The organism is Neisseria sp. 23W00296, from assembly GCF_044772855.1.
Classification (GTDB): Bacteria; Pseudomonadota; Gammaproteobacteria; order Burkholderiales; family Neisseriaceae; genus Neisseria.
Genome location: NZ_CP173024.1, coordinates 709,111 through 730,163, shown reverse-complemented (window position 1 = coordinate 730,163; position 21,053 = coordinate 709,111). Strand labels below are relative to the sequence as shown.

The 21,053-nt window shown below is 60.6% G+C and carries 18 protein-coding genes; 13 read left to right on the top strand and 5 right to left on the bottom strand.

From position 1 onward, the window contains the following. Window positions 1–7 precede the first annotated feature (7 nt). The 3 genes from narI to ACG2K1_RS03735 all read left to right on the top strand — a co-directional run bounded on the left by narI (window position 8) and on the right by ACG2K1_RS03735 (window position 4,428). Window positions 8–712, top strand: coding sequence for a respiratory nitrate reductase subunit gamma (gene narI, locus ACG2K1_RS03745; protein WP_395429016.1), 705 nt, complete (start codon window positions 8–10; stop codon window positions 710–712). A 424-nt stretch (window positions 713–1,136) separates the two neighbouring features. Then, window positions 1,137–1,898, top strand: coding sequence for a molybdate ABC transporter substrate-binding protein (gene modA / locus ACG2K1_RS03740; protein ID WP_036496107.1), 762 nt, complete (start codon window positions 1,137–1,139; stop codon window positions 1,896–1,898). Between the two features lie 559 nt (window positions 1,899–2,457). Next, window positions 2,458–4,428, top strand: a complete 1,971-nt coding sequence (locus ACG2K1_RS03735; RefSeq protein ID WP_395429015.1) for an ABC transporter ATP-binding protein/permease — start codon at window positions 2,458–2,460, stop codon at window positions 4,426–4,428. 156 nt (window positions 4,429–4,584) lie between these two features. On the opposite strand, the gene ACG2K1_RS03730 is transcribed toward ACG2K1_RS03735, so the two are convergent. After that, a complete protein-coding gene (locus tag ACG2K1_RS03730; protein ID WP_036496410.1) occupies window positions 4,585–5,952 on the bottom strand; it encodes a DEAD/DEAH box helicase in 1,368 nt (455 codons plus the stop codon). A 367-nt stretch (window positions 5,953–6,319) separates the two neighbouring features. On the opposite strand from ACG2K1_RS03730, the gene ACG2K1_RS03725 reads away from it, so the two are divergent. The 6 genes from ACG2K1_RS03725 to ACG2K1_RS03700 all read left to right on the top strand — a co-directional run bounded on the left by ACG2K1_RS03725 (window position 6,320) and on the right by ACG2K1_RS03700 (window position 15,724). Further along, a complete protein-coding gene (locus ACG2K1_RS03725; protein WP_395429014.1) occupies window positions 6,320–8,527 on the top strand; it encodes a TonB-dependent siderophore receptor in 2,208 nt (735 codons plus the stop codon). A 385-nt stretch (window positions 8,528–8,912) separates the two neighbouring features. Next, entirely contained in the window at window positions 8,913–10,397 is a 1,485-nt protein-coding gene (locus ACG2K1_RS03720; RefSeq protein ID WP_395429013.1) for an efflux transporter outer membrane subunit, read from the top strand. Between the two features lie 222 nt (window positions 10,398–10,619). Then, a complete protein-coding gene (locus ACG2K1_RS03715) occupies window positions 10,620–11,000 on the top strand; it encodes a hypothetical protein (RefSeq protein ID WP_402838782.1) in 381 nt (126 codons plus the stop codon). 102 nt (window positions 11,001–11,102) lie between these two features. Then, window positions 11,103–12,764, top strand: a complete 1,662-nt coding sequence (locus ACG2K1_RS03710; protein ID WP_395429012.1) for an MFS transporter — start codon at window positions 11,103–11,105, stop codon at window positions 12,762–12,764. Between the two features lie 94 nt (window positions 12,765–12,858). Further along, window positions 12,859–13,974 (top strand): HlyD family secretion protein, encoded by a 1,116-nt coding sequence (locus ACG2K1_RS03705; RefSeq protein WP_395429011.1) that lies wholly within the window; start codon window positions 12,859–12,861, stop codon window positions 13,972–13,974. A gap of 58 nt (window positions 13,975–14,032) precedes the next feature. Next, on the top strand, window positions 14,033–15,724 hold the full coding sequence (locus ACG2K1_RS03700; protein WP_395429010.1) for an ABC transporter ATP-binding protein/permease: 1,692 nt from the start codon (window positions 14,033–14,035) through the stop codon (window positions 15,722–15,724). An 87-nt stretch (window positions 15,725–15,811) separates the two neighbouring features. Here the strand turns inward: ACG2K1_RS03700 and ACG2K1_RS03695 are convergent, their stop codons facing one another. Genes ACG2K1_RS03695 through ACG2K1_RS03680 form a run of 4 tightly spaced genes read right to left on the bottom strand, consistent with a single transcriptional unit; the run spans window position 15,812 to window position 16,848 of the window. Further along, window positions 15,812–16,195 (bottom strand): glutathione S-transferase family protein, encoded by a 384-nt coding sequence (locus ACG2K1_RS03695; protein ID WP_395429009.1) that lies wholly within the window; start codon window positions 16,193–16,195, stop codon window positions 15,812–15,814. 30 nt (window positions 16,196–16,225) lie between these two features. Beyond that, window positions 16,226–16,360 (bottom strand): hypothetical protein, encoded by a 135-nt coding sequence (locus ACG2K1_RS03690; protein ID WP_255351480.1) that lies wholly within the window; start codon window positions 16,358–16,360, stop codon window positions 16,226–16,228. Continuing rightward, complete coding sequence (locus tag ACG2K1_RS03685) at window positions 16,320–16,559, bottom strand: NAD(P)H-dependent oxidoreductase (protein ID WP_232304403.1); 240 nt, start codon at window positions 16,557–16,559, stop codon at window positions 16,320–16,322. Before ACG2K1_RS03685 ends, ACG2K1_RS03690 begins: the two co-directional genes overlap by 41 nt. After that, window positions 16,498–16,848: an NADPH-dependent FMN reductase gene (locus tag ACG2K1_RS03680; RefSeq protein ID WP_009426756.1), complete on the bottom strand. Its 351-nt coding sequence runs from the start codon at window positions 16,846–16,848 to the stop codon at window positions 16,498–16,500. Before ACG2K1_RS03680 ends, ACG2K1_RS03685 begins: the two co-directional genes overlap by 62 nt. Before the next feature lie 109 nt (window positions 16,849–16,957). Here ACG2K1_RS03680 and ACG2K1_RS03675 point away from each other — a divergent pair, with 109 nt between their 5' ends. From ACG2K1_RS03675 to ACG2K1_RS03660, 4 genes are all read left to right on the top strand, one after another. Then, entirely contained in the window at window positions 16,958–19,411 is a 2,454-nt protein-coding gene (locus ACG2K1_RS03675; protein ID WP_395429008.1) for a heavy metal translocating P-type ATPase, read from the top strand. Window positions 19,412–19,507: 96 nt separating this feature from the next. Then, the gene (locus ACG2K1_RS03670) at window positions 19,508–19,939 is read left to right on the top strand and encodes a nuclear transport factor 2 family protein (protein WP_395429007.1); all 432 of its coding nucleotides are present in this window, start codon (window positions 19,508–19,510) and stop codon (window positions 19,937–19,939) included. A gap of 92 nt (window positions 19,940–20,031) precedes the next feature. Then, complete coding sequence (locus tag ACG2K1_RS03665; RefSeq protein WP_395429006.1) at window positions 20,032–20,700, top strand: hypothetical protein; 669 nt, start codon at window positions 20,032–20,034, stop codon at window positions 20,698–20,700. Window positions 20,701–20,717: 17 nt separating this feature from the next. Beyond that, a complete protein-coding gene (locus tag ACG2K1_RS03660) occupies window positions 20,718–20,990 on the top strand; it encodes a GNAT family N-acetyltransferase (RefSeq protein ID WP_094031059.1) in 273 nt (90 codons plus the stop codon). Window positions 20,991–21,053 lie beyond the last annotated feature (63 nt).

The following is a 21,053-nucleotide window of genomic DNA, read 5'->3' as shown; positions in this document are numbered from 1 at the left end:
AAAAATCATGAACGACCTCAACACATTCCACCAGTTTTTCTTCGGCGTTTACCCCTACATCTGTCTGGCCGTGTTCTTCCTCGGCAGCCTGATGCGTTTCGACCGCGAGCAATACACTTGGAAAAGCGATTCCAGCGAAATGCTCTACCGCGGCCAGCTGCGCTTGGGCAGCGTCTTGTTTCACGTCGGCGTGCTCGCCGTATTCGGCGGCCACCTGTTCGGCCTGCTCACCCCGCTGTGGTTTTGGGATGCCATCGGCGTGAGCCACAGCGCAAAACAAGTGTTCGCCATGACCATGGGCGGCATCTTCGGCACCACCGCCCTGATCGGCCTGATTATCCTGATCAAACGCCGCTTCAAAATCGACCGCATCAGCATCAACAGCACCTGGCGCGACAAACTCGTTTTGATTTGGATTTTAATCACCCTGCTTCTCGGCCTCTCCACCATCTTCGTCAGCATGGGGCATTTGGACGGCCACGAAATGGTCAAACTCATGCAGTGGGCGCAGCACATCGTAACCTTCCGGGGCGGCGCGGCCGGCTACATCGAAGACGCGAACTTCCTGTTCAAACTGCACATCTTCATGGGCATGACCTTCTTCTTCATCTTCCCATTCACCCGCATGGTGCACGTATGGAGCGGCTTTGCCAGCGCGTTCTACCTTATCCGCCCGTGGCAGCTCGTACGCCGCCGCAACGGCACACGCTGATAGCGCATGGAAACAGGCAGCCTGAAAACGCCAAACACGCAATCCTACTTTCGGATTAGTCCTTCGGTACGGTTTTCAGGCTGCCCCGATTTCCTATAATCGCGCCCGCGTAGGCAGCCTGAAAAACCGCAACACCCGCCAAAACGGCCGTCCTGCAATCCGCAAGACGGCCTTTGGTTTTTGCCTGCATTTTCAGACGGCCAAAAGCAGCCTGAAACGGCAAATCCTGCCGCGACCGTACTCCCTCCCCTGCGCCCCAAGCGCGGGGGAGGGCTGGGGAGGGCGTGGCGGTTCAAAGAACTGCTTTGCCTGCCGTTACAGAAACGGCAACCGCCTCCACCCTAACCCTCCCCCGCAAGCGGGAGAGGGAACAACATTTTCAGGCTGCCCACCCACCATCCCAACCACCCAAGGAAAACCCAACATGAAACTCCGCAACACCGCCCTGATCGCCGCCTTGATTGTCAGCGCCCCCGCATTCGCCGACGACCTTACCGTCTCCGCCGCTGCCAGCTTGAAAGAAGCCTTTCAGGAAATCAACGCTGCCTACCAGAAAAAACACCCCGGCACCAATATCAAACTGAACACCGCCGCATCCGGCGTACTGCTGCAGCAGCTTGCCCAAGGCGCACCGGTTGACGTATTGGCCACCGCCGACCAAACCACCATGGACAAAGCCCAAGACCAGCAGCTGATCGACAAAGCCAGCCGCCACACTTTTGTGCTGAATGATTTGGTCGTCGTCCAACCCAAAGACAGCCGTCTCAAAATCAAAACCCTTAACGATCTGAAAGCCGCTACCGTCAGCCGCATTGCCGTCGGCAATCCCGAAAGCGTACCCGCCGGCCGCTACACCAAAGGCGCGCTGGAAAAAGCCGGTCTCTACGGCACCCTGCAGCCCAAAATCGTCTCCACCCAGAACGTACGCCAAGCGCTTGACTACGTAGCCCGCGGCGAAACCGAGGCCGGCTTCGTGTACCGCACCGACGCCGTATTGGCCAAAGACAAAGTCAACATCTCCTTCGCCGTCGCCCTCGAAACCCCCGTTTCCTACGCCATCGCCCCCACCGCCGCAGCCAAAAACAAAGCGGCCAGAAGCTATGTCGATTTCGTCTTGTCCCCCACAGGCCAAAACATCCTGAAAAAATACGGCTTCAGCTCCGCCAAAGGCTTCAAAGCCAAATAAACGGCAAGGCCGTCTGAACGGCAAAAGCAGCCTGAAAACGGGTAAACGGTTTTCAGGCTGCTTTCAGACGGCCTTTTGTCTCAGGTTGGATTTTTGAATCCGACTACCCCAAAAGCGACGCAGAAAAATGTCGGATACAAGTATCCGACCTACAAACTTTAACCGTAGGTCGGATTCTCGAATCCGACATTCAGGCCGTCTGAAACCGCCCATTCCTCCATGCATCTGACTCCCTCCCCTGCGTCCCAAGCGCGGGGAAGGGTTGGGGAGGGGGTGGCAGTCCGCAGAACTGCTTTTGTGCCGTTTCTGCAAAAGTGGCCGCAGCGGCGCAAGCCCCCACCCTAGCCCTTCCCCGCAAGCGGGAGAGGGGACAAAGTTTCAGACGGCCTTAAAGCAGCAGACGTAGGTCGGATACTTGTATCCGACACCTTTATCCTTTCAGACGGCCGCAAGGCAGCCTGAAACACCAAAGGCCGTCTGAAAAAGCAGCCTGAAAACAAACCCGCCGTCTGCCTGTTTCAGACAGCCTCCGATTATCTGTCTGATGAAATCCGCAACCATGAATCCTTCTACCCCCCAAAAAAACGAACGCAGCACGGCCGCCGCTCTCACGCAGTTTGTGCTGTGGGTCAATCTGGCTTTTTTTGTCGTCAGCGGCATTTTGGCCTTGGTCGATTACGGTTTTGCCGCCGTGTCTGCGCTTGTGCCGCCCGCGCCTGCCGAGGCGGTGCAGGCGGCGGAGGATGCCGCGCCGTGGTGGAAGCTGTGGGCGGCGTGCAACGCGGGGGCGGCGGGCTTTGCGCTACTGTCGCTGGCTTTGGGACGCTTTGCCTTTTTCCGCCGGCTGGGCTGGTTTGTGCGCGATTACTGGCTGCGTAAAAACGCGCTGTCGGCGGTGTTCTGGCTGGCGGTAATGACGGGCTTCGGTTTTGCCGTGGTGGCCATCAATGTGCAGATCAACAATTGGAGCAAAACCTTTTACGACACGCTCAACGCGCTCGAAGCGGCCAAACTCTACGCACTCATCAGCCAGTATCTGATTTACATCGCCATTTTTATTTTCTGCTCGGTATCGCGCGCCTGGCTGCGTAAGTTTCTGATTATCCGCTGGCGCGCGCATCTGACGGATTACTTTTTAAACCAATGGTTTGCACGCGGCGCGTATTACCGCATTGCGCTCAGGCAGTCCACCGACAACCCCGACCAGCGCATCGCCGACGACATCAATATTTTCGTCTCGCGCAGCATCGAATTGTTTGTGTCGCTCCTAACCAATCTGGCGCAGCTATATTCCTTTATCGCCATTTTGTGGAACTTGTCGGGCACGCACACATTCCATCTGTTCGGCCGCGACATCACGATAACAGGCTATCTGGTGTGGATTGCCGCTGCCTATACGCTCTTGGGCAGCCTGTTCACGCAGGTAATCGGCAAAAAGCTGCACAAGCTCAATTACGACCAGCAGAAATTCGAGGCCGACTTCCGCGCTTCGCTGGTACGCAAACACGACCACGCCGAGCAGATTGCACTCTATAAAGGCGAGGCGCGCGAAAAAAACGGCCTGCGGCAGGAGTTTGGCGCGATTGTCGGCAACTGGCGGAATCTGATGGCCAAAGAGCTGCATCTGGGGCTGTTTACCACCGGCTACGACCGCTTTTCGCTGATGCTGCCGGTGCTTGCGTCGGTGCCGCTGTTTTTGGCGAAAAAAATCACCCTGGGCGGCCTGATGCAGATACGCAGCGCGTTTACGGCGGTGTTCAACTCATTGAGCTGGTTTGTGTTTGCCTACTCGATTCTGCCCGAGTGGAGCGCCACGCTGCTGCGTTTGAGCCAGTTTCGCGAAAACATCGCCTTTGAGCAGGGCGAAGAGAAAACCGCGCCTGAAGCCGAAACCACCGCGCTTGAGGGCTTGAGCCTGTTTACTCCCGAAGGCGTGCCGGTATTGGAAAATATCCGCGCCCGCATCGCTCCGCAGCGTTGGACGCAGCTTGCCGGCGACAGCGGCTTGGGCAAATCCACGCTGCTGCGCACCATCGGCGGCCTGTGGCCGTATTACGGCGGCGCGTGGACGCAGGCGGCAGGCAAAACCCTGCTGCTGCCGCAGAAAACCTATATCGGCAAAGGCACGCTAGCCGAAATCTTGAGCTATCCGGCCGAAGCACCCGTTTCAGACGGCCTGTGCCGCGAGGTGCTGACAAAAACCGGCCTGGCCAAATGGGCGGGCAGCCTGCACGAAACGCGCAACTGGGCGCAAACCCTCTCCGCCGGAGAGCAGCAGCGCATCGCCTTTGCCCGCGCGCTGCTGATCCGCCCCGATTATCTCTATCTCGACGAAAACACCTCCGCGCTCGACACCGCTTCCGCCCACGCCCTGTTGGCGCTGCTCAAAACCGAGTTGCCGAATACTACGGTGGTGATGGTCAGCCATCAGCCGGAATTGGCGGAGTTTTATGATGAGGTGCTGGATTTGCGGGCATTCCGTGCCGTGAGGCCGTCTGAAAGCACAGCTTCGGCACAGCCAAAACGGTGAGGCCGTCTGAAAACACAGCTTCGGAGCAGCCAAAACGGTTAGGCCGTCTGAAAACACAGCTTCGGAGCAGCCAAAACGGTTAGGCCGTCTGAAAACGCCGCCCGACATTGTCGGGCGGCGTTTTCAGACGGCCTTTGCGTATGCGACGGACGCGCTTTATTTCACGCCGAAGTTGGGCAGTACCAGGGCGCATTTGACGCGCTCGCCGCGCCGGTTGCGCCTGCTGCGTCCGGCGATTCTGCCGCAGGAGTCGCCGGCGTCCCTGCCTTTGTCGGCTTCGCGGCGCGGCCGGCGCTCTTCGCTGCGGGCGCTGTCGCTGCGGCGGCGGTTTTCAGACGGCCTCTGCGCGGCACTCTCCTGTGTGCCTTTGTCCCACCATTGCGGTTCGAAGCCTTCGATGCGTTCGACGGCGATGTCGCTGCCGGTCAGCTCTTTGATGGCTTCGAACATTTTCTGTTCGTTTTCGTCCATCAGCGAGATGGCGACGCCGTCGGCGCCGGCGCGGCCGGTGCGGCCGATGCGGTGGACGTAGTCTTCGGGCTGGGCGGGCAGCTCGTAGTTGATAACAAAGGGCAGCTCGGCGATGTCGAGGCCGCGGGCGGCGACGTCGGTGGCGACGAGGACGCGCAGGCTGCCTTCTTTGAAGGCGGCGAGGGTTTCGAGGCGGCTTTGCTGGGATTTGTCGCCGTGGATGGCTTGGGCGGCAATTTCGCGCCGCTGCAAATCGCGGGTGACTTGGTCAACGCTTTGTTTGGTTTTGCAGAAGACGATAACCTGCTTAATGTCCAAATCGACGATGAGGCGTTCGAGCAGGTGGCGTTTTTTGAAGGTGTCGACGGCGATGATGTGCTGTTCGACGTTGGCATTGGCGGTATTCTGCGCGGCGACTTCGACGAGTTCGGGCGCGTTCATAAAGTCTTGCGCGAGCTTGCGGATGGGGTCGGAGAAGGTGGCGGAAAAGAGCAGGGTTTGGCGCTCGCGCGGCAGCATCTGCATGATGGCGCGGATGTCGTCGATGAAACCCATGTCGAGCATGCGGTCGGCTTCATCGAGGACAACGATTTCGACTTTGTTGAAGTGAATGTTTTTCTGTTTGACGTGGTCGAGCAGGCGGCCGACGGTGGCGACGACGATTTCGCAGCCGGCACGCAAATCGGCGGTCTGCTTGTCCATATTCACGCCGCCGAAAAGGACGGTGTGGCGCAGGGGCAGGTTTTTGATGTAGCCCTGCACGTTTTGGTCGATTTGGTCGGCCAATTCGCGCGTGGGCGTGAGCACGAGCATGCGCACGGGGTGCATGGCTGGCGAGGTGGAGGGGGTGGCGTAGCGTTTGAGGCGTTCCAGGCTGGGCAGCATGAAGGCGGCGGTTTTGCCGGTGCCGGTTTGCGCGGCAGCCAGCAGATCGTGTCCGGCCAGGGCTTTGGGAATGGCGGCGGCCTGGATGGGCGTGGGGTTTTCGTAGCCCTGATCGGTGAGGGCAGAGACGATTTCCTGACCCAAACCCAATGAGGAAAAGGGATTCATGGCGGTTCTTTCTGTTTTCAGACGGCCTCTTCGCCGCCTGCGTGATTCGGGGATAGTTTTGAAATAAATGACGGTTCCAAACGGCAAAGGCCGTCTGAAAAAATACAGCGTCCGACGTGCGGGCAAGGGCGCGCATTATGCCACAAAAGCCCGCCGCCGTTGCGCCCGCGCCTGTGCCGCAGGGCGGGGGGGAAACGCAAGTTTTCCGCACAAACGGTTTGACTTAAATCAAAATAAACCATGTGTTACATTATTACAATGCGCGCATTTTTGCGGCGACGCAGCCGCGAAAGGCGGTCTGAAAACAGTTTGCTTGCGCCGTTTTTCCCTACCGATTCCCCTTCCCACACACATCAGGAGCCGATTCATGTCCGCCTTCAAACTTTCCGCCCTCGCCCTCGCCCTTATCGCCGGCCATGCCGCCGCCGACACCGCCGCACAGGCAGACAACATAGAAGAAAGCGAAGGCGTGGCGCAAGTGACCGTTACCGCCAAAAACCGCAGCCTGCGCACGGAAAACCGCAACAGCTACGCCGCCTCCGCCCTGCGCTCCACCACCGGCCTGATTCTCGCGCCTAAAGACATTCCCCAGTCCGTTACCGTCATCACCAAAAAACAGCTCGAAGACCAAGGCATCACCACGCTGGAAGACGCGCTCAAAACCGCCACCGGCGTCAACGTTTTCCAATCCGGCGGCCGCACCCACTTCATGTCGCGCGGCTACTTTATCGAGCAGTTTGAAGAAGACGGCATGGCAAGCCAAATCGGCTCGCCCGGCGGCTTCGGCCTCGGCGGCCCCTACGGCGACCCGACCAACGCCACCGATCTGGCGCTTTACGACCGCATCGAAGTGGTGCGCGGCGCGGCCGGTCTGACCCAAGCCAACAGCGAACCGGGCGGCACGATTAACGCCGCACGCAAAAAACCCACCGCGCAGCGCCAAATCAGCGCCGACCTTTTGGCCGACCGCTTCGGCAAAATCAACAGCACTTTCGACGCCTCCGGCACACTCAGCGGCGAACACGGCCTGCGCGGCCGCTTTGTCGGCTCGGCCGCCCGCAACAAAAACTTCCGCGAACGCTCCGGCGGCCGCGACATCCTGCTCTACGGCGTGATGGAAAAAGACATCGGCGACAACGGCAAACTCACTTGGGGCGCAAGCCGCATCGACAAGAGCGAAACCCCCGACCTTGTCGGCCTGCCGCTGTATTCAGACGGCCGCGGCCTGCCGCGCAAACGCTATCTGGGCGCGGATTGGAACGAAAGCCGTCTGAAAAAAACCAACCTCTTCGCCGAATACGAACACTTCTTCAACGACAACTGGAAACTCTCCAGCAAACTTGACTGGCGCAAAACCGCCTCGGAAAAAGAATACTACTTCCTCGGCGGCATCAACGGCGAGGGCATCGGCACCGACGGCCTGGGCGCAACCTACAGCCACGACCGCTACGACAACGACTCGCGCCAGTTTACCTGGCAGAACAACCTCACCGGCCGCTTCCAAGCGCTCGGCCGCAGCCACGACGTGTTTTTCATGCACAGCTTCTCCAAAGAAAAACACCACACCGTCAACCGCTGGCCCGACGACAGCCGCCGCTTCGACGCCGACAGCTTCAACGGCAGCGAAATCGCCAAACCCGACTGGGACGGCGCCGACATCAAAGCGCGCGGCGGCGACGGCCGCTACAAAACCCACGCCTTCGGCGCGGGTGTGCGCCTCAACCCCACCGAACGCCTGCACATCATGGCCGGCGGCCGCTACACCCGCTGGTACCGCTACCTGATTTGGGACAGAAACCTCAAAGACAACACCCCGGGCACGGTTAACGAACTCAAACGCAACCGCTTCATCCCCTACGCCGGCGTCACCTACGACCTCACCACGAGCCAAAGCCTCTACGCCAGCTACACCGCCATCTTCAAGCAAACCATGAACCGCGACGAAAACGACAACCTGCTGCCGCCGATTATGGGGCGCAACTACGAAATCGGCTGGAAAGGCCAATGGCTTTCAGGCCGTCTGAACACCGCGCTGGCCGCCTATTTCACCGACAAAGACAACGAAAACTTCCGCGTCAACGCCCCCAAACCCTACTGGATCGCTCTCGACCGCCGCAGCAGGGGCGTGGAAGCCGAAATCTCCGGCGACCTGAGCGAGCGTTGGAAAATCTTCGCCGGCTACACCTTCAACCGCAGCGTCAACCGCAACACCATCCCCGGCGGCATTGCCAGCCGCGAAAAAGGCTACGATTTCAGCACCCACACGCCCAAACACATGCTGCGCCTCTACACCAGCTACACCCTGCCGACAGCAGGCAATAAATGGAGCGTCGGCCTCGGCATCAACAGCAGCAGCAAAACCTCCAACAGCATCCGCACCCTCACCCAAGGCGGCTACACCGTCTGGAACGCCAACCTGCAATACCGCCCCAACCCGCACATGCAGCTCGGCCTCGCCGTCAACAACCTCACCGACAAACGCTACTACACCAACCAATACGGCCGCAGCTTCGACAGCGGCAACTTCTACGGCGAACCGCGCAACGTCCTGTTCAGCTTCAAATGGAAAATGTAAAGACTGTCTGAAAAGACGCCTTTCAGACGGCCTGAAACGGCTGCGGCATACACAGGCCGTCTGAAACCCGTTTGGCGGTTTTCAGGCGGCCTTTTGTCGTTTTGCAAACAGATGGCGGCTTCGAGGATCCGATAGGCGAACCCGAAAGGCCGTTCCCGCCTTCACGGGAATGACGTTTCTGAAACCGAAAATCCCGCCGCGCATCTGACTCCCTCCCCTGCGCCCCAAGCGCGGTGGGAGGTTAGGGTGGGAGCGGCGTTTCGCGGAAACGCTTTTCTTCCGCCGCATACCGCTGGATATTTCCGTGCGGCAAAAGGCCGTCTGAAAATCCGTTTGCGGTTTTAACGTAGTTGAAGCAACGCAAATTCCGTTTTCAGGCGGCCTCTTGCCCCATATAATCCGCCGCTTTTCCACCCCGTTCCCCTATCCCGCCATGCCCGGACACCTGCTCCCCACCCTTCTCCTTGCCGCCCTCCTCGCCTCCTGCGCCTCCTTCACCGAACACACCCCCGCGCCTGTTGAAACCGCCGCTTCGCTCGGCTTGCCCGATTCTCCGCAGCCACCGGTTTCGCCCGAGTGGTGGCGCGCGTTAAACGATGCGAAGCTCGACGCGCTGATCGACACCGCTTTGGCAAAATCGCCTGATTTGGCGGCGGTGGCGGCGCGTTTGCGTCAGGCGGAAGCGGGGGCGCGGCTGGCGGATTCGCAGGGCGGCGTGAAAATCGGTTTGAACGCAGGCGGCGCGTTTGTCCACCGCGACGGCTTGGGCGGCGGCGACAAATCGCGGCTGGTTACGGAGTTGGAACACCGCCTGTTTGGCGAACACGGCGTGAACATCGGCTACGAATCGCTGCAACTGCAAGGCCAGTGGTCGCCCGATATTTTCGGCAAATACCGCCACCAGCTCGAAGCCGCGCTGGGGCAGCAACGCGCCGTCGAATACGAGCGCGCGCAAACGCGGCTGCTGATTGCGCAGGGCGTGGCGGGGTATTACCGCCAATGGCAGATGCTGCTCGAACAGCGGCAAATCGTGGAAAAACGTTTTCAAACCAACCGCGAACGCGAGCGCGTGGTGCGCGAACTGATCCGCGCGGGACAACTTGCGCCGAGCAGGCTGTATGCCGTGCGGCAGGGCAACAGCCGTTTTCAGACGGCCTTGGCTGAAATCGACGCCAACACCGCCCAAGTGCGCCACGCCCTTGCCGCGCTCACGGGGCAGCAGGCGCAGGCTTTGGACAATTTTTCCCCCAACGCCGCCGCTGCCGTGCCGCAGCCGCCCGTCTCGCAGCTGAGCGCCGATTTGCTCGGCAAACGCCCCGATTTGGCGGCGCAGCGCGAAGGACTGATGGCGCGGCGGCATTTGGTGCAGAGCGCGAAAACCGAGTTTTATCCGAACATTACGATTAAAGGCTTGGCAGGCTTGGCGAATCTGGAAATCGGCCATCTGCCCGCGTCCAAATCGTTTACCGCCGCCGTGTTGCCGAGCGTGAGCCTGCCGATTTTCACATCGGGCGCACTGCGGGCGAACCTGTCGAAAAAAGAAGCCGAGTTTGACGAACAGGCGGCGCGTTACAACAAAAACGTGTACACCGCCCTGCGCGAAGCCGCCGACGCGCTCACGCAATACGAAGCCGCCGCCCTGTCGGTGCGCGAACAAAGCGAAATGACCGCCCTCGCCCGCAAAAACGCCGCCGCCGCGCAAAGCCGCTGGAAATCGGGTTTGGACAACAAATTGGACTACCTCGCCGCCCAAGACGAAACGCTGCAAAACCAAAGCCAGCTCTCGCAGGCGCAGGCAAAACTGCACACCGCATGGCTCGCGCTCAATACCACGTTTGGCGGCGGGTTTGAAGCGGGCGGCGGACAATAAGGCAGCCTGAAAAGCCGTTTGCCGTTTCGCCTTCGGTTTTCAGGCTGCCTCAAATGCAGATGGGAAGCCCGAAGGCAGACTGAAAACGGTTTTTCCCTTGTGGGGAAACGTCGGATTCCAGAATCCGAACGACAGTTATCCCGCTTCGTTTTTGAACTATTCTGTTTTTTCACGATGATTACGCTCAATCAAAAAATTGTCTCGGTAAAAGGACTGTTCCATGTGTTCCCCACGGAAGACAGCCCTTTTGATTTTCAAAACCTGATTGAAATCTACTTTGGTTTGGAGCGCGGTTCGCTTTTAATCAAATGCAACGGCAGCAAAGAGAATTTAGCCTGCGAATTCAACCGCGAGCTTGAAAGCGTTTCTTTGGGAGAATACGGGGCGTTCAAAATATTTGATGTGGGCGGGCTTGATCTGTTCCGTCCGCTGCAAGGCGAGACTTTGCGGGACATGAAAAAACTGTACGACATCCACGGCGAAATCGGTTTCCGCCTGCTGTTCCGACACACTTTGCTTGATTTGATCAATTGGGGCGACGAATTGCTGGTTTTGCAGCAACCCAATGCTTTATCGGGCGAATATTTTTGTAAACAGGAGTAGACAAGTTTCCCCCGTTTTCAGGCTGCCTTTCAGACGGCATCCAAGGCAGCCTGAAACCCCAAACGCCGTCTGAAAAACAGCCCCAAAGGATTCCTAACAACCATGACCCTCAAACACGGCAACTACACTTTCAAGCCGCACGAGATGCCGATGATGGCGGGAACGCCCGCTTCGCCCGACCATCCGAAAAAACGCCGTCTCGCCTATCTCGCCATCGGCGTTCTGCTCTCTCTGGCAGCGGGTTTTCAAAACGGTTTTCTCTCCGCCGTGCTGCCGCAACTGCGCGGTGATTTGGCGTTGGATTTGCAGGAGGGCGGCTGGATACAGGCGGCGTATTTTATGTCTTACGCCTGCATGAGCATTTTGTTTTTCAAAATCCGCAAGGCGTTCGGCGTGCAGCGTTTTGTGCGCATCACGCTGTTTGCGCTGCTCGCCGCCAACCTGTCGCAGCAGCTTTGGCACCATTACGAAGTGGAGCTGTTTGCCCGCGCCTCGGCAGGCATTGCCGCCAGCGGTTTGCTGGTGTTGTCGATGTATTATTTTATGCAGGCGTTTGCCGGCGAGAAAAAGCTGGCGGGGCTGGTGTTCGGCATCGGGCTGATGCAGGTGGGTACGCCGCTGGCTCAGGCTTTTGTGCCGTTTCTTTACGCCGACGGGCTGCTCGGCTCGGTATTCGCTTTTCAGACGGCCTTGTCGCTCGCCTGCATTGCCGGAGTGTCCGCGCTGCCGCTGCCGCCGGGTTTCCACGAACGCGGCTCGTTCACGCTCTCCGATGCCGCCAGCTTTACCCTGTTTGCCGTCGGCATCGCGCTGTTGTGCGCCTTTCTCGTGCAGGGGCGCACGGTGTGGTGGACAACCCATTGGCTGGGCTGGCTGCTGGCGGGTGGCGTGGGGCTGGCCGGGCTGGCGCTGTTTTTGGAAGCGCGCCGCCGCAAGCCGATGCTCGACTGGCATTGGATGACCGTGCCGCAAATCATCATCTTCGCCGTGATGGGCGCGATGGCGCGGCTTTTGACCTCCGAACAGACCGTCGGCGCGGCGGGGCTGATGGCAACTTTGGGTATCGGCGGCACGCAGATGGGCGGCTTTTACCTGATGATGGCGGCCGCCTCGCTGGCAGGTGTGATTGCCAGCCTGATTTTGTTGGACATCAACAACATCCGCAAACCCGTAACCATCGCGCTGGCCTGTTTCGCGCTCGGCGCATGGCTGGAAATCGGTGTGGGCATGAACACCCGCCCCGCGCAGCTTTATTTCAGCCAAAGCATCGTCGCCTTTGCCACGCTCCTGTTTATGGGGCCGATGATGCTCGAAGGCATTGTGCGCGCGCTCGCCAAAAGCCCCGACCACATCATGAGCTTCTCCGCCGTATTCGGCCTGTCGCAAACCCTCGGCGGGCTGGCGGGCGCAGGCATTTTCAGCGCCTTTCTCACCTACCGCACGCGCGACCGTCTCACCGACATCGCGCAAAACCTCACCTTGGACAACCCCGCGCTCGCCGCCGACATCCAACGCAACGCCGCCGCCCTTTCCTCCGCCCTCGCCGACCCCGCCCAACTGCAAGGACACGCCGTATCGCAAATCACCGCCCAAGCGGGTAAAGAAGCCGCCGTCGCCGCCTACAGCGACCTCTTCGCCCTGCTCGCCGTAATGGCTGGCATATCCGCGCTGGTGTCGTTTGCGCTGTGGGCATACCGCAGGCGTTACAAAATTGATATTTTGGCGAACGAGAAAAAGGCGGTGTTTGCGATGCTGGGGAGATAGAGGCCGTCTGAAAACACCCAACGCACAGACGATTTATATTTTCAGACGGCCTCCACGCAGCCTGAAACCCAAACTTTGAAACGGAAATCCGACAATGACCGAACAAACTCCCAACCCCGAACAAACCCCCGAGCCGCAAACCCAAACGCCGTCTGAAACGCCCGAGCCCGCCCAATGGCAGCCTGAAAAACGCCGTTTCGGCGGCATCGCCATTCTTACCGCCACCGCCGCAGGCGTATTGCTCTCGCTGTATGCATGGCGGCTGCCGCCGTTCGGTTTGGGCGAAATCCATACCAACAACGCCTATGTGCGCGGCAGCGTGACCGTGGTCAGCCCGCGCGTGGGCGGCTATGTGCAGAAGGTTTTGGTGAACGATTTTGCCGAAGTGAAAAAGGGCGACCCTCTGGTAGAGATTGACCCCGCGCCCTATCAGGCGAAAGTGGCGCAGGCAAAGGCAGGCTTGGCGGCTCAGCAGGCGGCGTTAAGCAAAACCACGCAGGACAAGGCTTCCGCGCTGGCGGCATCCAAAGCCAATCAGGCGGTGATTGACAACGCCCAAGCCCAGCTTGACCGCGCCCGTCGCGAGTGGCAGCGCATTCAGACGGCCTCGCCCGATGCCGTGTCGCAAAGCAGCCGCGATGCCGCGCAAACCGCCGTCAAACAGGCCGAAGCAGGCTTGCAGCAGGCGCGCCAGCAATACGCCGTGGCGCAGCAAAACATTATCAACACAGGCGTCGGCCGCGAAGGCGCACAAGCGGGCATTGCCAACGCGCAGGCGCTGCTGGATTTGGCGGAACAAGAGCTCGGCCACACCGTGATTTACGCCCCCGCCAGCGGCAAACTCGGCGAAGTGGCGGTGAAAAACGGCCAGCTCGTCAGCGCGGGCACGCAGCTGATGTCGGTGGTACCGCCCGAGCGCTGGGTCATCGCCAACATCAAAGAAACCGATATGAAAAACGTGAAAATTGGGCAAAGCGCCACCATCACCATCGACGCGCTCGGCGGCGCGGCGTTCAGCGGCAAAGTCAGCCAAATCGCCCCCGCCACCGCCTCCGAATTCAGCCTGATTAAAGCCGACAGCGGCACGGGCAACTTCGTGAAAATCGCCCAGCGCATCGCGGTGAAAATCACGCTGGATGCGGGGCAGAAAGATTGGGAACGTTTGTCGCCCGGGATGTCGGCGGAAGTAACCGTGTCCACACGACAATAAACATACAGGCCGTCTGAAACCTGATTCAGACGGCCTTTTGCAGCGCGAAAGCAAGCATATGGCAAAACTCATCCGACAATTTCTCCGCCTTGCCCGTCCGTTTTGGGCGGGCGCGTCGCAATGGCGCGAATGGCTGCTGCTGGCCGTAATCGTCGGCTTTACGCTGTTTTCCACCACTGTCAGCGTGTGGATTGCCGCGTGGGACAAGCGTTTTTACGACGCGCTGGCGGCCTTCGACGGCAAGGCAATGCCCGCGCTGATCGTCGAATATATCGGCTATATGGCGATGATCATCGCCTGCATCGTTTGCGGCGAGTGGCTGCAAAAGCGGCTGGTGTTCCGCTGGCGCACGCACCTTACGGCGCAGCTCGAACGCGAATGGCTCGGCGGCCACAAGCACTACCGCATCCAGCTTACCGGCGAGCCGGACAACCCCGACCAGCGCATCGCCGAAGACGTGTCGCTTCTGGCGGCGCAAAGCATCAGCCTGCTGCTGTCGTTTATCAACAATATCGCCAAATTCAGCGCCTTTGTCGGTGTGCTGTGGGGCTTGTCGGGCGTGCAGACTTTCGAGATTGGCGGCCGCAGCTTTACCGTACACGGCTATCTGGTGTGGGTGGCGCTGGCCTATTCCGCGCTCAGCACGCTGGCCGCGCATTTTGTCGGCCGCAAGCTCAAAGACCTAAACATCGAGCGCCAGCACCGCGAAGCCGACTACCGCGCCGCCCTGCTGCGCGTGCGCGACCATGCCGAGCAGGTAGCCTTTTACCACGGCGCCGACGCTGAGCAAGGCCGTCTGAAACACCGTTTCAACCGCATCCGCGACAACTGGTTCCGCCTGACCAACTGCGAATTCCGTTTCGGCACCTTTTGGGCGGCTTATGTGCGCATCAGCATTTTCATTCCCATTCTCGCCACGCTGCCGATGTATCTGGCCAAAACCCTCACTTTCGGCGACATGATGCAGACCCGTACGTCCTTCGCCCGCATACAGGACAGCTTCGGCTGGTTTACCGATGCCTACCGCCGCCTGGTCGAATGGGCGGCGGTTATCGAGCGCTTGGGCAACTTTCAGGCTGCTTTGGACGATGCCGAACGGCACACCGGGCAGCCTGAAAGCCCGCTTTGTCTGCCTGATAACGCGGATGGCGCAAACGGCTTTTTGCAGCTGGATGCCACCGCCGTCCACACGCCGCAGGGGCAGGCCATGCTGCGCCCCGTAAGCCTGAGTGCCCGCGCGCCCGAATGGCTGCTGTTTGAAGGGAAAAGCGGCATCGGCAAATCCACCCTGCTGCGCGTGTTGGCCGGACTGTGGCCGTATCACGGCGGGCACTACCGAATCGACGGCAGCTGCCTGTTCCTACCCCAGCGCCCCTACCTGCCCTACGACAGCCTGTGCGCCGCCGTCTGCTACCCCCACGCCAACGGCGCCGACGATGCCGCCATTCAAGCGGCCTTAGAACAAGTCGGCTTAGGCCGTCTGAAACATCGTCTCGATGAAAAACAGGAATGGCACAGCCATCTCTCCGGCGGCGAACAACAACGCCTCAGCCTCGCCCGCGCCCTGGTTTTCCGCCCGCAAATCCTGTTTCTCGACGAAGCCACCAACCAGCTCGACGACGCTTCCTCGCTCGAGTTGATGCAAACGCTCAAACGCGAACTGCCCGATACTTTGATTATCGGCATCAGCCACCAAAGCCAAGTGCAGGCGCTGTTTACGCAGCGCATCAGGCTGGAAGCGGCGGAGTAAAGCCGCCCAAGCCGCGAAGCCGAAAGGCCGTCTGAAAACCCGCAAACGAGATTTCAGACGGCCTTTTGCCTAATTGGGCAAGGTGTTTTATTTCGACAGTTCCAACACTTTTTTTACCGCCGCGTCTTCGCTCATCTTCTGCATAAACGCCGCCAGATGCGGATATTCCTTATAGCTTTTCGGCGTTTTCACCGACCAGCGCGCCATCACGAAAGCGTAGGCATCGGCAACGCTGCGTTTGTCGCGGAACACATGGCCGCTTTCGCCGATTAAGTTGTTCAAAAACGTCATCACACGGTCGATGCGCGCATAGGCCGCTTCGCGCACCGCGTCGTGGGCGGCGACGGTTTTTTCGGTGGTGTAGCGGTTGGGCGAGAACATCGGCCAGAAGGCGGGGTGGAAATCGCCGGTTAAGAAGGCCATGGTTTCGTTGAACTCGAACTGGTCTTCCAAGCCGCCGCCCGCGGCCAAATCGGCTGCGGGATGGGTGTCGGCGATGATTTATGCCGCCGTCCAGTCGTAAAACGCGGCGGCGAATTTGTTTAAAAATGCGGCGGTGCGCTCGTTGGCGATGTTGCCTTGTTCGTCCAGCGCTTCATGGGCGCGGCCGAGGAAAACTTCGGGGGCAATCAGCACATCCGCGCCCAGCGACTGCAGGCTTTGGCGCAGGTGCAGGCCGCTGTTGATGCCGCCGTAGCCGCCGGGCGAGGCGGTAACGACGGCCACTTTTTTTGCCGTTCCACACGCTTTGGCCAAACGGGCGCGAGGCTGCGTCAATCACGTTTTTGACTGCGGCGGGGATGCTGCGGTTGTGCTCGGGGCTGACGATGAGCACCGCGTCGGCGGCTTTGAGCCGGGTCGTAGGCGGGTACGCTTTGTTTGTCCAAATCCTGGGTGTAGAGCGGCAAATCGGCGATGGCGATTTCTTCGATTTCTACGCCGTCCGGAGCCTGCGCGGCGATGTATTCGGCGACGCTGCGGTTGAGCGGGGGGCGGCTGAGGCTGCCGATAATCAGGGCGATGCGGGTCTTGGGTTGTCCTTGTGTGTGTGTTGCGGAAGGGGCGCAGTGTAACCCAATCGGGTAAAGCGCGGAACGGAAGGCCGTCTGAAAGCGAAGTTTCAACCAAGTGAAAACACGGCACGGGGCTTTTCAGACGGCCTCTTAGGCCGTCCCCGCCTGCGCGGGGATAGCGTTTCTGAAAGGGCGGCCAAAGCGTGTACAATCCGCCGCCATGAAAAACGAAGCCAACTGTTTCCATTGCGGCGAGCCCGTGCCCGAGAATCTGCATCTGAACATTGCCTACGAAGGGCAGGAACATCCCGCCTGCTGCGCGGGCTGTCAGGCCGTGGCGCAAAGCATTATCGACGCGGGTTTGGGCAATTATTACCGTCAGCGCACCGCCGACGCGGAGCGTGCCGCGCTGCCACCGCCCGAGCTGCTCGCGCAGCTGAAACTCTACGATCTGCCCGACGTGCAGCGCGATTTTGTCGAAACGCTGCCGGAAAACGGCCGCGAGGCGGTGCTGATGCTCGAAGGCGTCACCTGCGCCGCCTGCGTGTGGCTGATCGAGCAGCGGCTGATGCGGCTGGACGGCGTGCAGTCGGCCGAACTCAATTACAGCTCGCTCAAAGCGCGGGTGAAGTGGGACGAGGGGCGCACCAAATTGTCCGACATCCTGCTGGCGGTGCGGCAGACGGGTTACGCCGCCCTGCCCTACGACGCGCGCAAGGCCGAAGAGGCGGCGCAGAAGTCGCGCAAAAAGGCCATCGTGCGGCTGGCGGTGGCGGGCATGTGCATGATGCAGACGATGATGTTCGCCCTGCCGACCTATCTTTACGACGACATCGAGCCGCAGTTTCTCACCATCCTGCACTGGGGCGGCTTCCTGATGGTGCTGCCCGTGATTTTCTACGCCGCCGTGCCGTTTTACCGAGGCTGCCTGCGCGACATCAAAAACCGCCGCGCGGGCATGGACACGCCGATTGCGCTGTCTGTCTGGCTGGCCTTCGGCGCGGGCGTGTACGCGCTGCTCACCAATGCGGGACAGGGCATGTATTTCGAAGGGCTGGCGATGCTGGTGTTTCTGCTGTCGCTGGGGCGGTTTATGGAACAGAGCGCGCGGCAAAAAGCGGGCGACGCGGCCGAGCGGCTGGTGAAACTCGTGCCCGCCTTCTGCCATCTGCTGCCCGACTATCCGCGCAGCGAGCGCAGCGAAGAAGCGGCGGTGGCGCGGCTGGCGGCGGGCGACGTGCTGCTGGTGAAGGCGGGCGAAGTCATTCCCGCCGACGGCACGGTGCTCTCGGGCGAGAGCGAGGCCGACGAAGCCATGCTCACCGGCGAGAACCTGCCCGTTGCCAAACGCGCGGGCGACAAGGTCACGGCGGGCACGCTCAACGCCGTAAGCCCGCTCATCATCCGCGCCGACAGCGTCGGCGGCGACACCCGCCTGTCGCACATCGCCCGCCTGCTCGACAAAACCCTGTCGCAAAAACCGCGCCTCGCCCTGCTGGCCGACCGCTACGCCTCGCGCTTTGTCGGCGGCATGATTGTGTTCGCCCTGCCCGTGTTCCTTTTCTGGTGGTGGCACGCGGACATCCATCAGGCGCTGTGGATTACCGTGTCGCTGCTGGTTATCACCTGCCCGTGCGCCCTGTCGCTGGCCACGCCCACCGCGCTGGCCGCCAGCACCGGCAAACTCGCCGCACAAGGCGTTTTGGTGGCGGGCGGCAGCGCATTGGAAACGCTGGCCGCCGCCACCGACGCCGTGTTCGACAAAACGGGCACGCTCACCGCAGGCCGTCTGAAAATCGAAAAAACCGTCTTGACCGGCAGCCTGAGCGAAACCCAAGCCCTGCACATCGCCCAAGTGCTCGAAGCGCAGTCGGAACACCCGATCGCCCGCGCCTTCAACGACCTGCCGCTTCCGCAAGACCTCCCCGACCTCGCGCCGCAGGAGCGTGCCAACCGCGTCGGCCACGGCGTCAGCGCCCGCCTCACCATCAACGGCGAACGCGGCCTGTGGGCGCTAGGCAAACCCGAGTTTGTCGGCGAAATTGCCGGACAGAGGCCGTCTGAAACCGACGACCCCGCCCTGCAAGGCACGCTTATCGCGCTGGGCAGCCGCCACGGCGTCCAAGCCCTATTCCTGCTGGCCGACCAAACCAAAGAGCGTGTGCCGCAAACCGCTGCCGAATTGCGCGGCCTCGGCCTGAAACTGCACATCCTCAGCGGCGACCGCCGCACCGCCGTCGCCGCGCTCGCCGACAGCCTGTCCGCCGACACCTTTTGCGCCGAAGCCGCGCCCGAAGACAAACCCGCCTACATCGCAGAGCTGCAAAAACAAGGGCGCGTGGTGCTGATGGTGGGCGACGGCATCAACGACGCCCCCGCCCTGGCCGCCGCCGACGTTTCCGCCGCCGTGGCGGGCGGCGCCGACATCACCCGCGCGGGCGCGGACATCGTGCTGCTGAACGACGATATGTCCGTCATTCCCGCCGCCGTGCGCCAGGCTAGGCGCACCGCCGCCGTTATCCGGCAAAACCTGTGGTGGGCGAGTGTGTACAACCTCATCGCCGTGCCGCTGGCCGCCGCCGGCTTCGTCACCCCCTGGCTCGCCGCGCTGGGCATGAGCCTCAGCTCGCTTCTGGTGCTCGCCAACGCCCTGCGGCTGCGTAAGGCCGTCTGAAAGCGGGGCAACGGCCTTTTCAGACGGCCTCTGCCAAGCAACACAAAGGCCGTCTGAAAACCGAAAACACAAGCGCAAACCCGAAAAGGAAAAAACATGAACGACTTCGAACGCATCTACCGCGACTGGCACGAACACGCTAAAAACCGCGACACGGAAAAACTCATCGCCCTCTATGCCGACGACGCCGTTCTCGAAAGCCCGCTCGTTCCCGCCATCATGAACCGCGACAGCGGCATCCTGCGCGGCAAAAGCGAAATCCTCGCCTTCCTCGAAGAAGGCACGCGCCGCCGCCCGAACGAACTCGTGCGCTGGTACCGCGAAGACGGCCGCTTCTTCACCGGCGGCGACACCCTGATTTGGGAATACCCGCACCAAACGCCCGACGGCGGCCAAGTGGATATCCTCGAACTGATGCAGCTTTCAGACGGCCTCATCGCCCGCCACCGCATCTACTGGGGCTGGTTCGGCACACAAATGCTGATTGCCGGCCGCCCCCATCCAAACGCCGGACAAAAGGCCGTCTGAAAGCGAAGCTTCAACGAAGTTAAAACCTTTCAGACGGCCTCCCCGCAAAGTGGGCACAAGCTCAAACCCTTCCCAAACCGCAAGGAATGCACATGAAGAAACGCCTTCTCCTCCTGATTATGCTGTCCGCCGCAGGCAGCGCCTTTGCCCTGCTTCCCCCGCCGCAAAGCGAAATCGCCTGCCCCGTCGGCGGCGAAGAATTTTGGGCGACGATGCACGACAGCGCGCCCGAATACCAAATCTGCCCCGGCAACAAACTGGTGTTCAAAACCGCCAAATACGGCAAATTCACCAAACAAGAGCTGGCGCACTACGAAAAAATCATCAACAGCAAAGCCTACCGCAACCTGCCCGCGCACGCCGAAAACGCCCACCGCATAGCCGCCTTTGCCGAACTGTCGGGCGAATACAGCCCCGCCGCCGTCGGTTGGCTCTATTTCCGTGCCGCTAACGGCAAATACCCCGGCGAACCCTACTCCCGTGCCGAACTCAAACGGCTCCACCGCAAAGCCCTGTCCCACCTGAACAAAGCCCTGCGCGAACCGGGCAGCCCCCAAGACAAACAGTCCGCCCGCTACGCCCTAGCCGGTATCTACCGCATCAGCGGCGATTTCACCCGCGCCGAATCGGTATTGCGCACCCTATTGCAGGACAACCTTGACCCGAACGACCGCAAAGATGCCGAATACGTTTTGGAGTCTGTGCGCCTCAAAGACAGCGGCCACATCCTCCCCCGCTTCCACCGCCCGGCCATGCCCTGAAACACAAGGAGAACACCATGAACACAGTCACCCACCAACCCGAACGCCGCCGCTTCGTCCTCACGCTCGAAGGCAGGGAAGCGGGCTTTGCCGCCTATGAGGAGCAAAACGGCGGCTGGAACATCACCCACACCGAAGTCATGCCCGAATTCCAAGGCCGCGGCCTCGCCAAAATACTCGTGCAGGCACTGGTCGGACACGCCCGCACACACGGGATTGCCTTGTACAGCAGCTGCGGATATGCCGCACGGTTTCTCGACACGCCGCCGACAAACGGCGCAAAAACTTGAAATACGGCATCATAAAGGCTTACAATCCCGCCCCTTATCAGACGCCGCTGCCGAAAAAGGCGG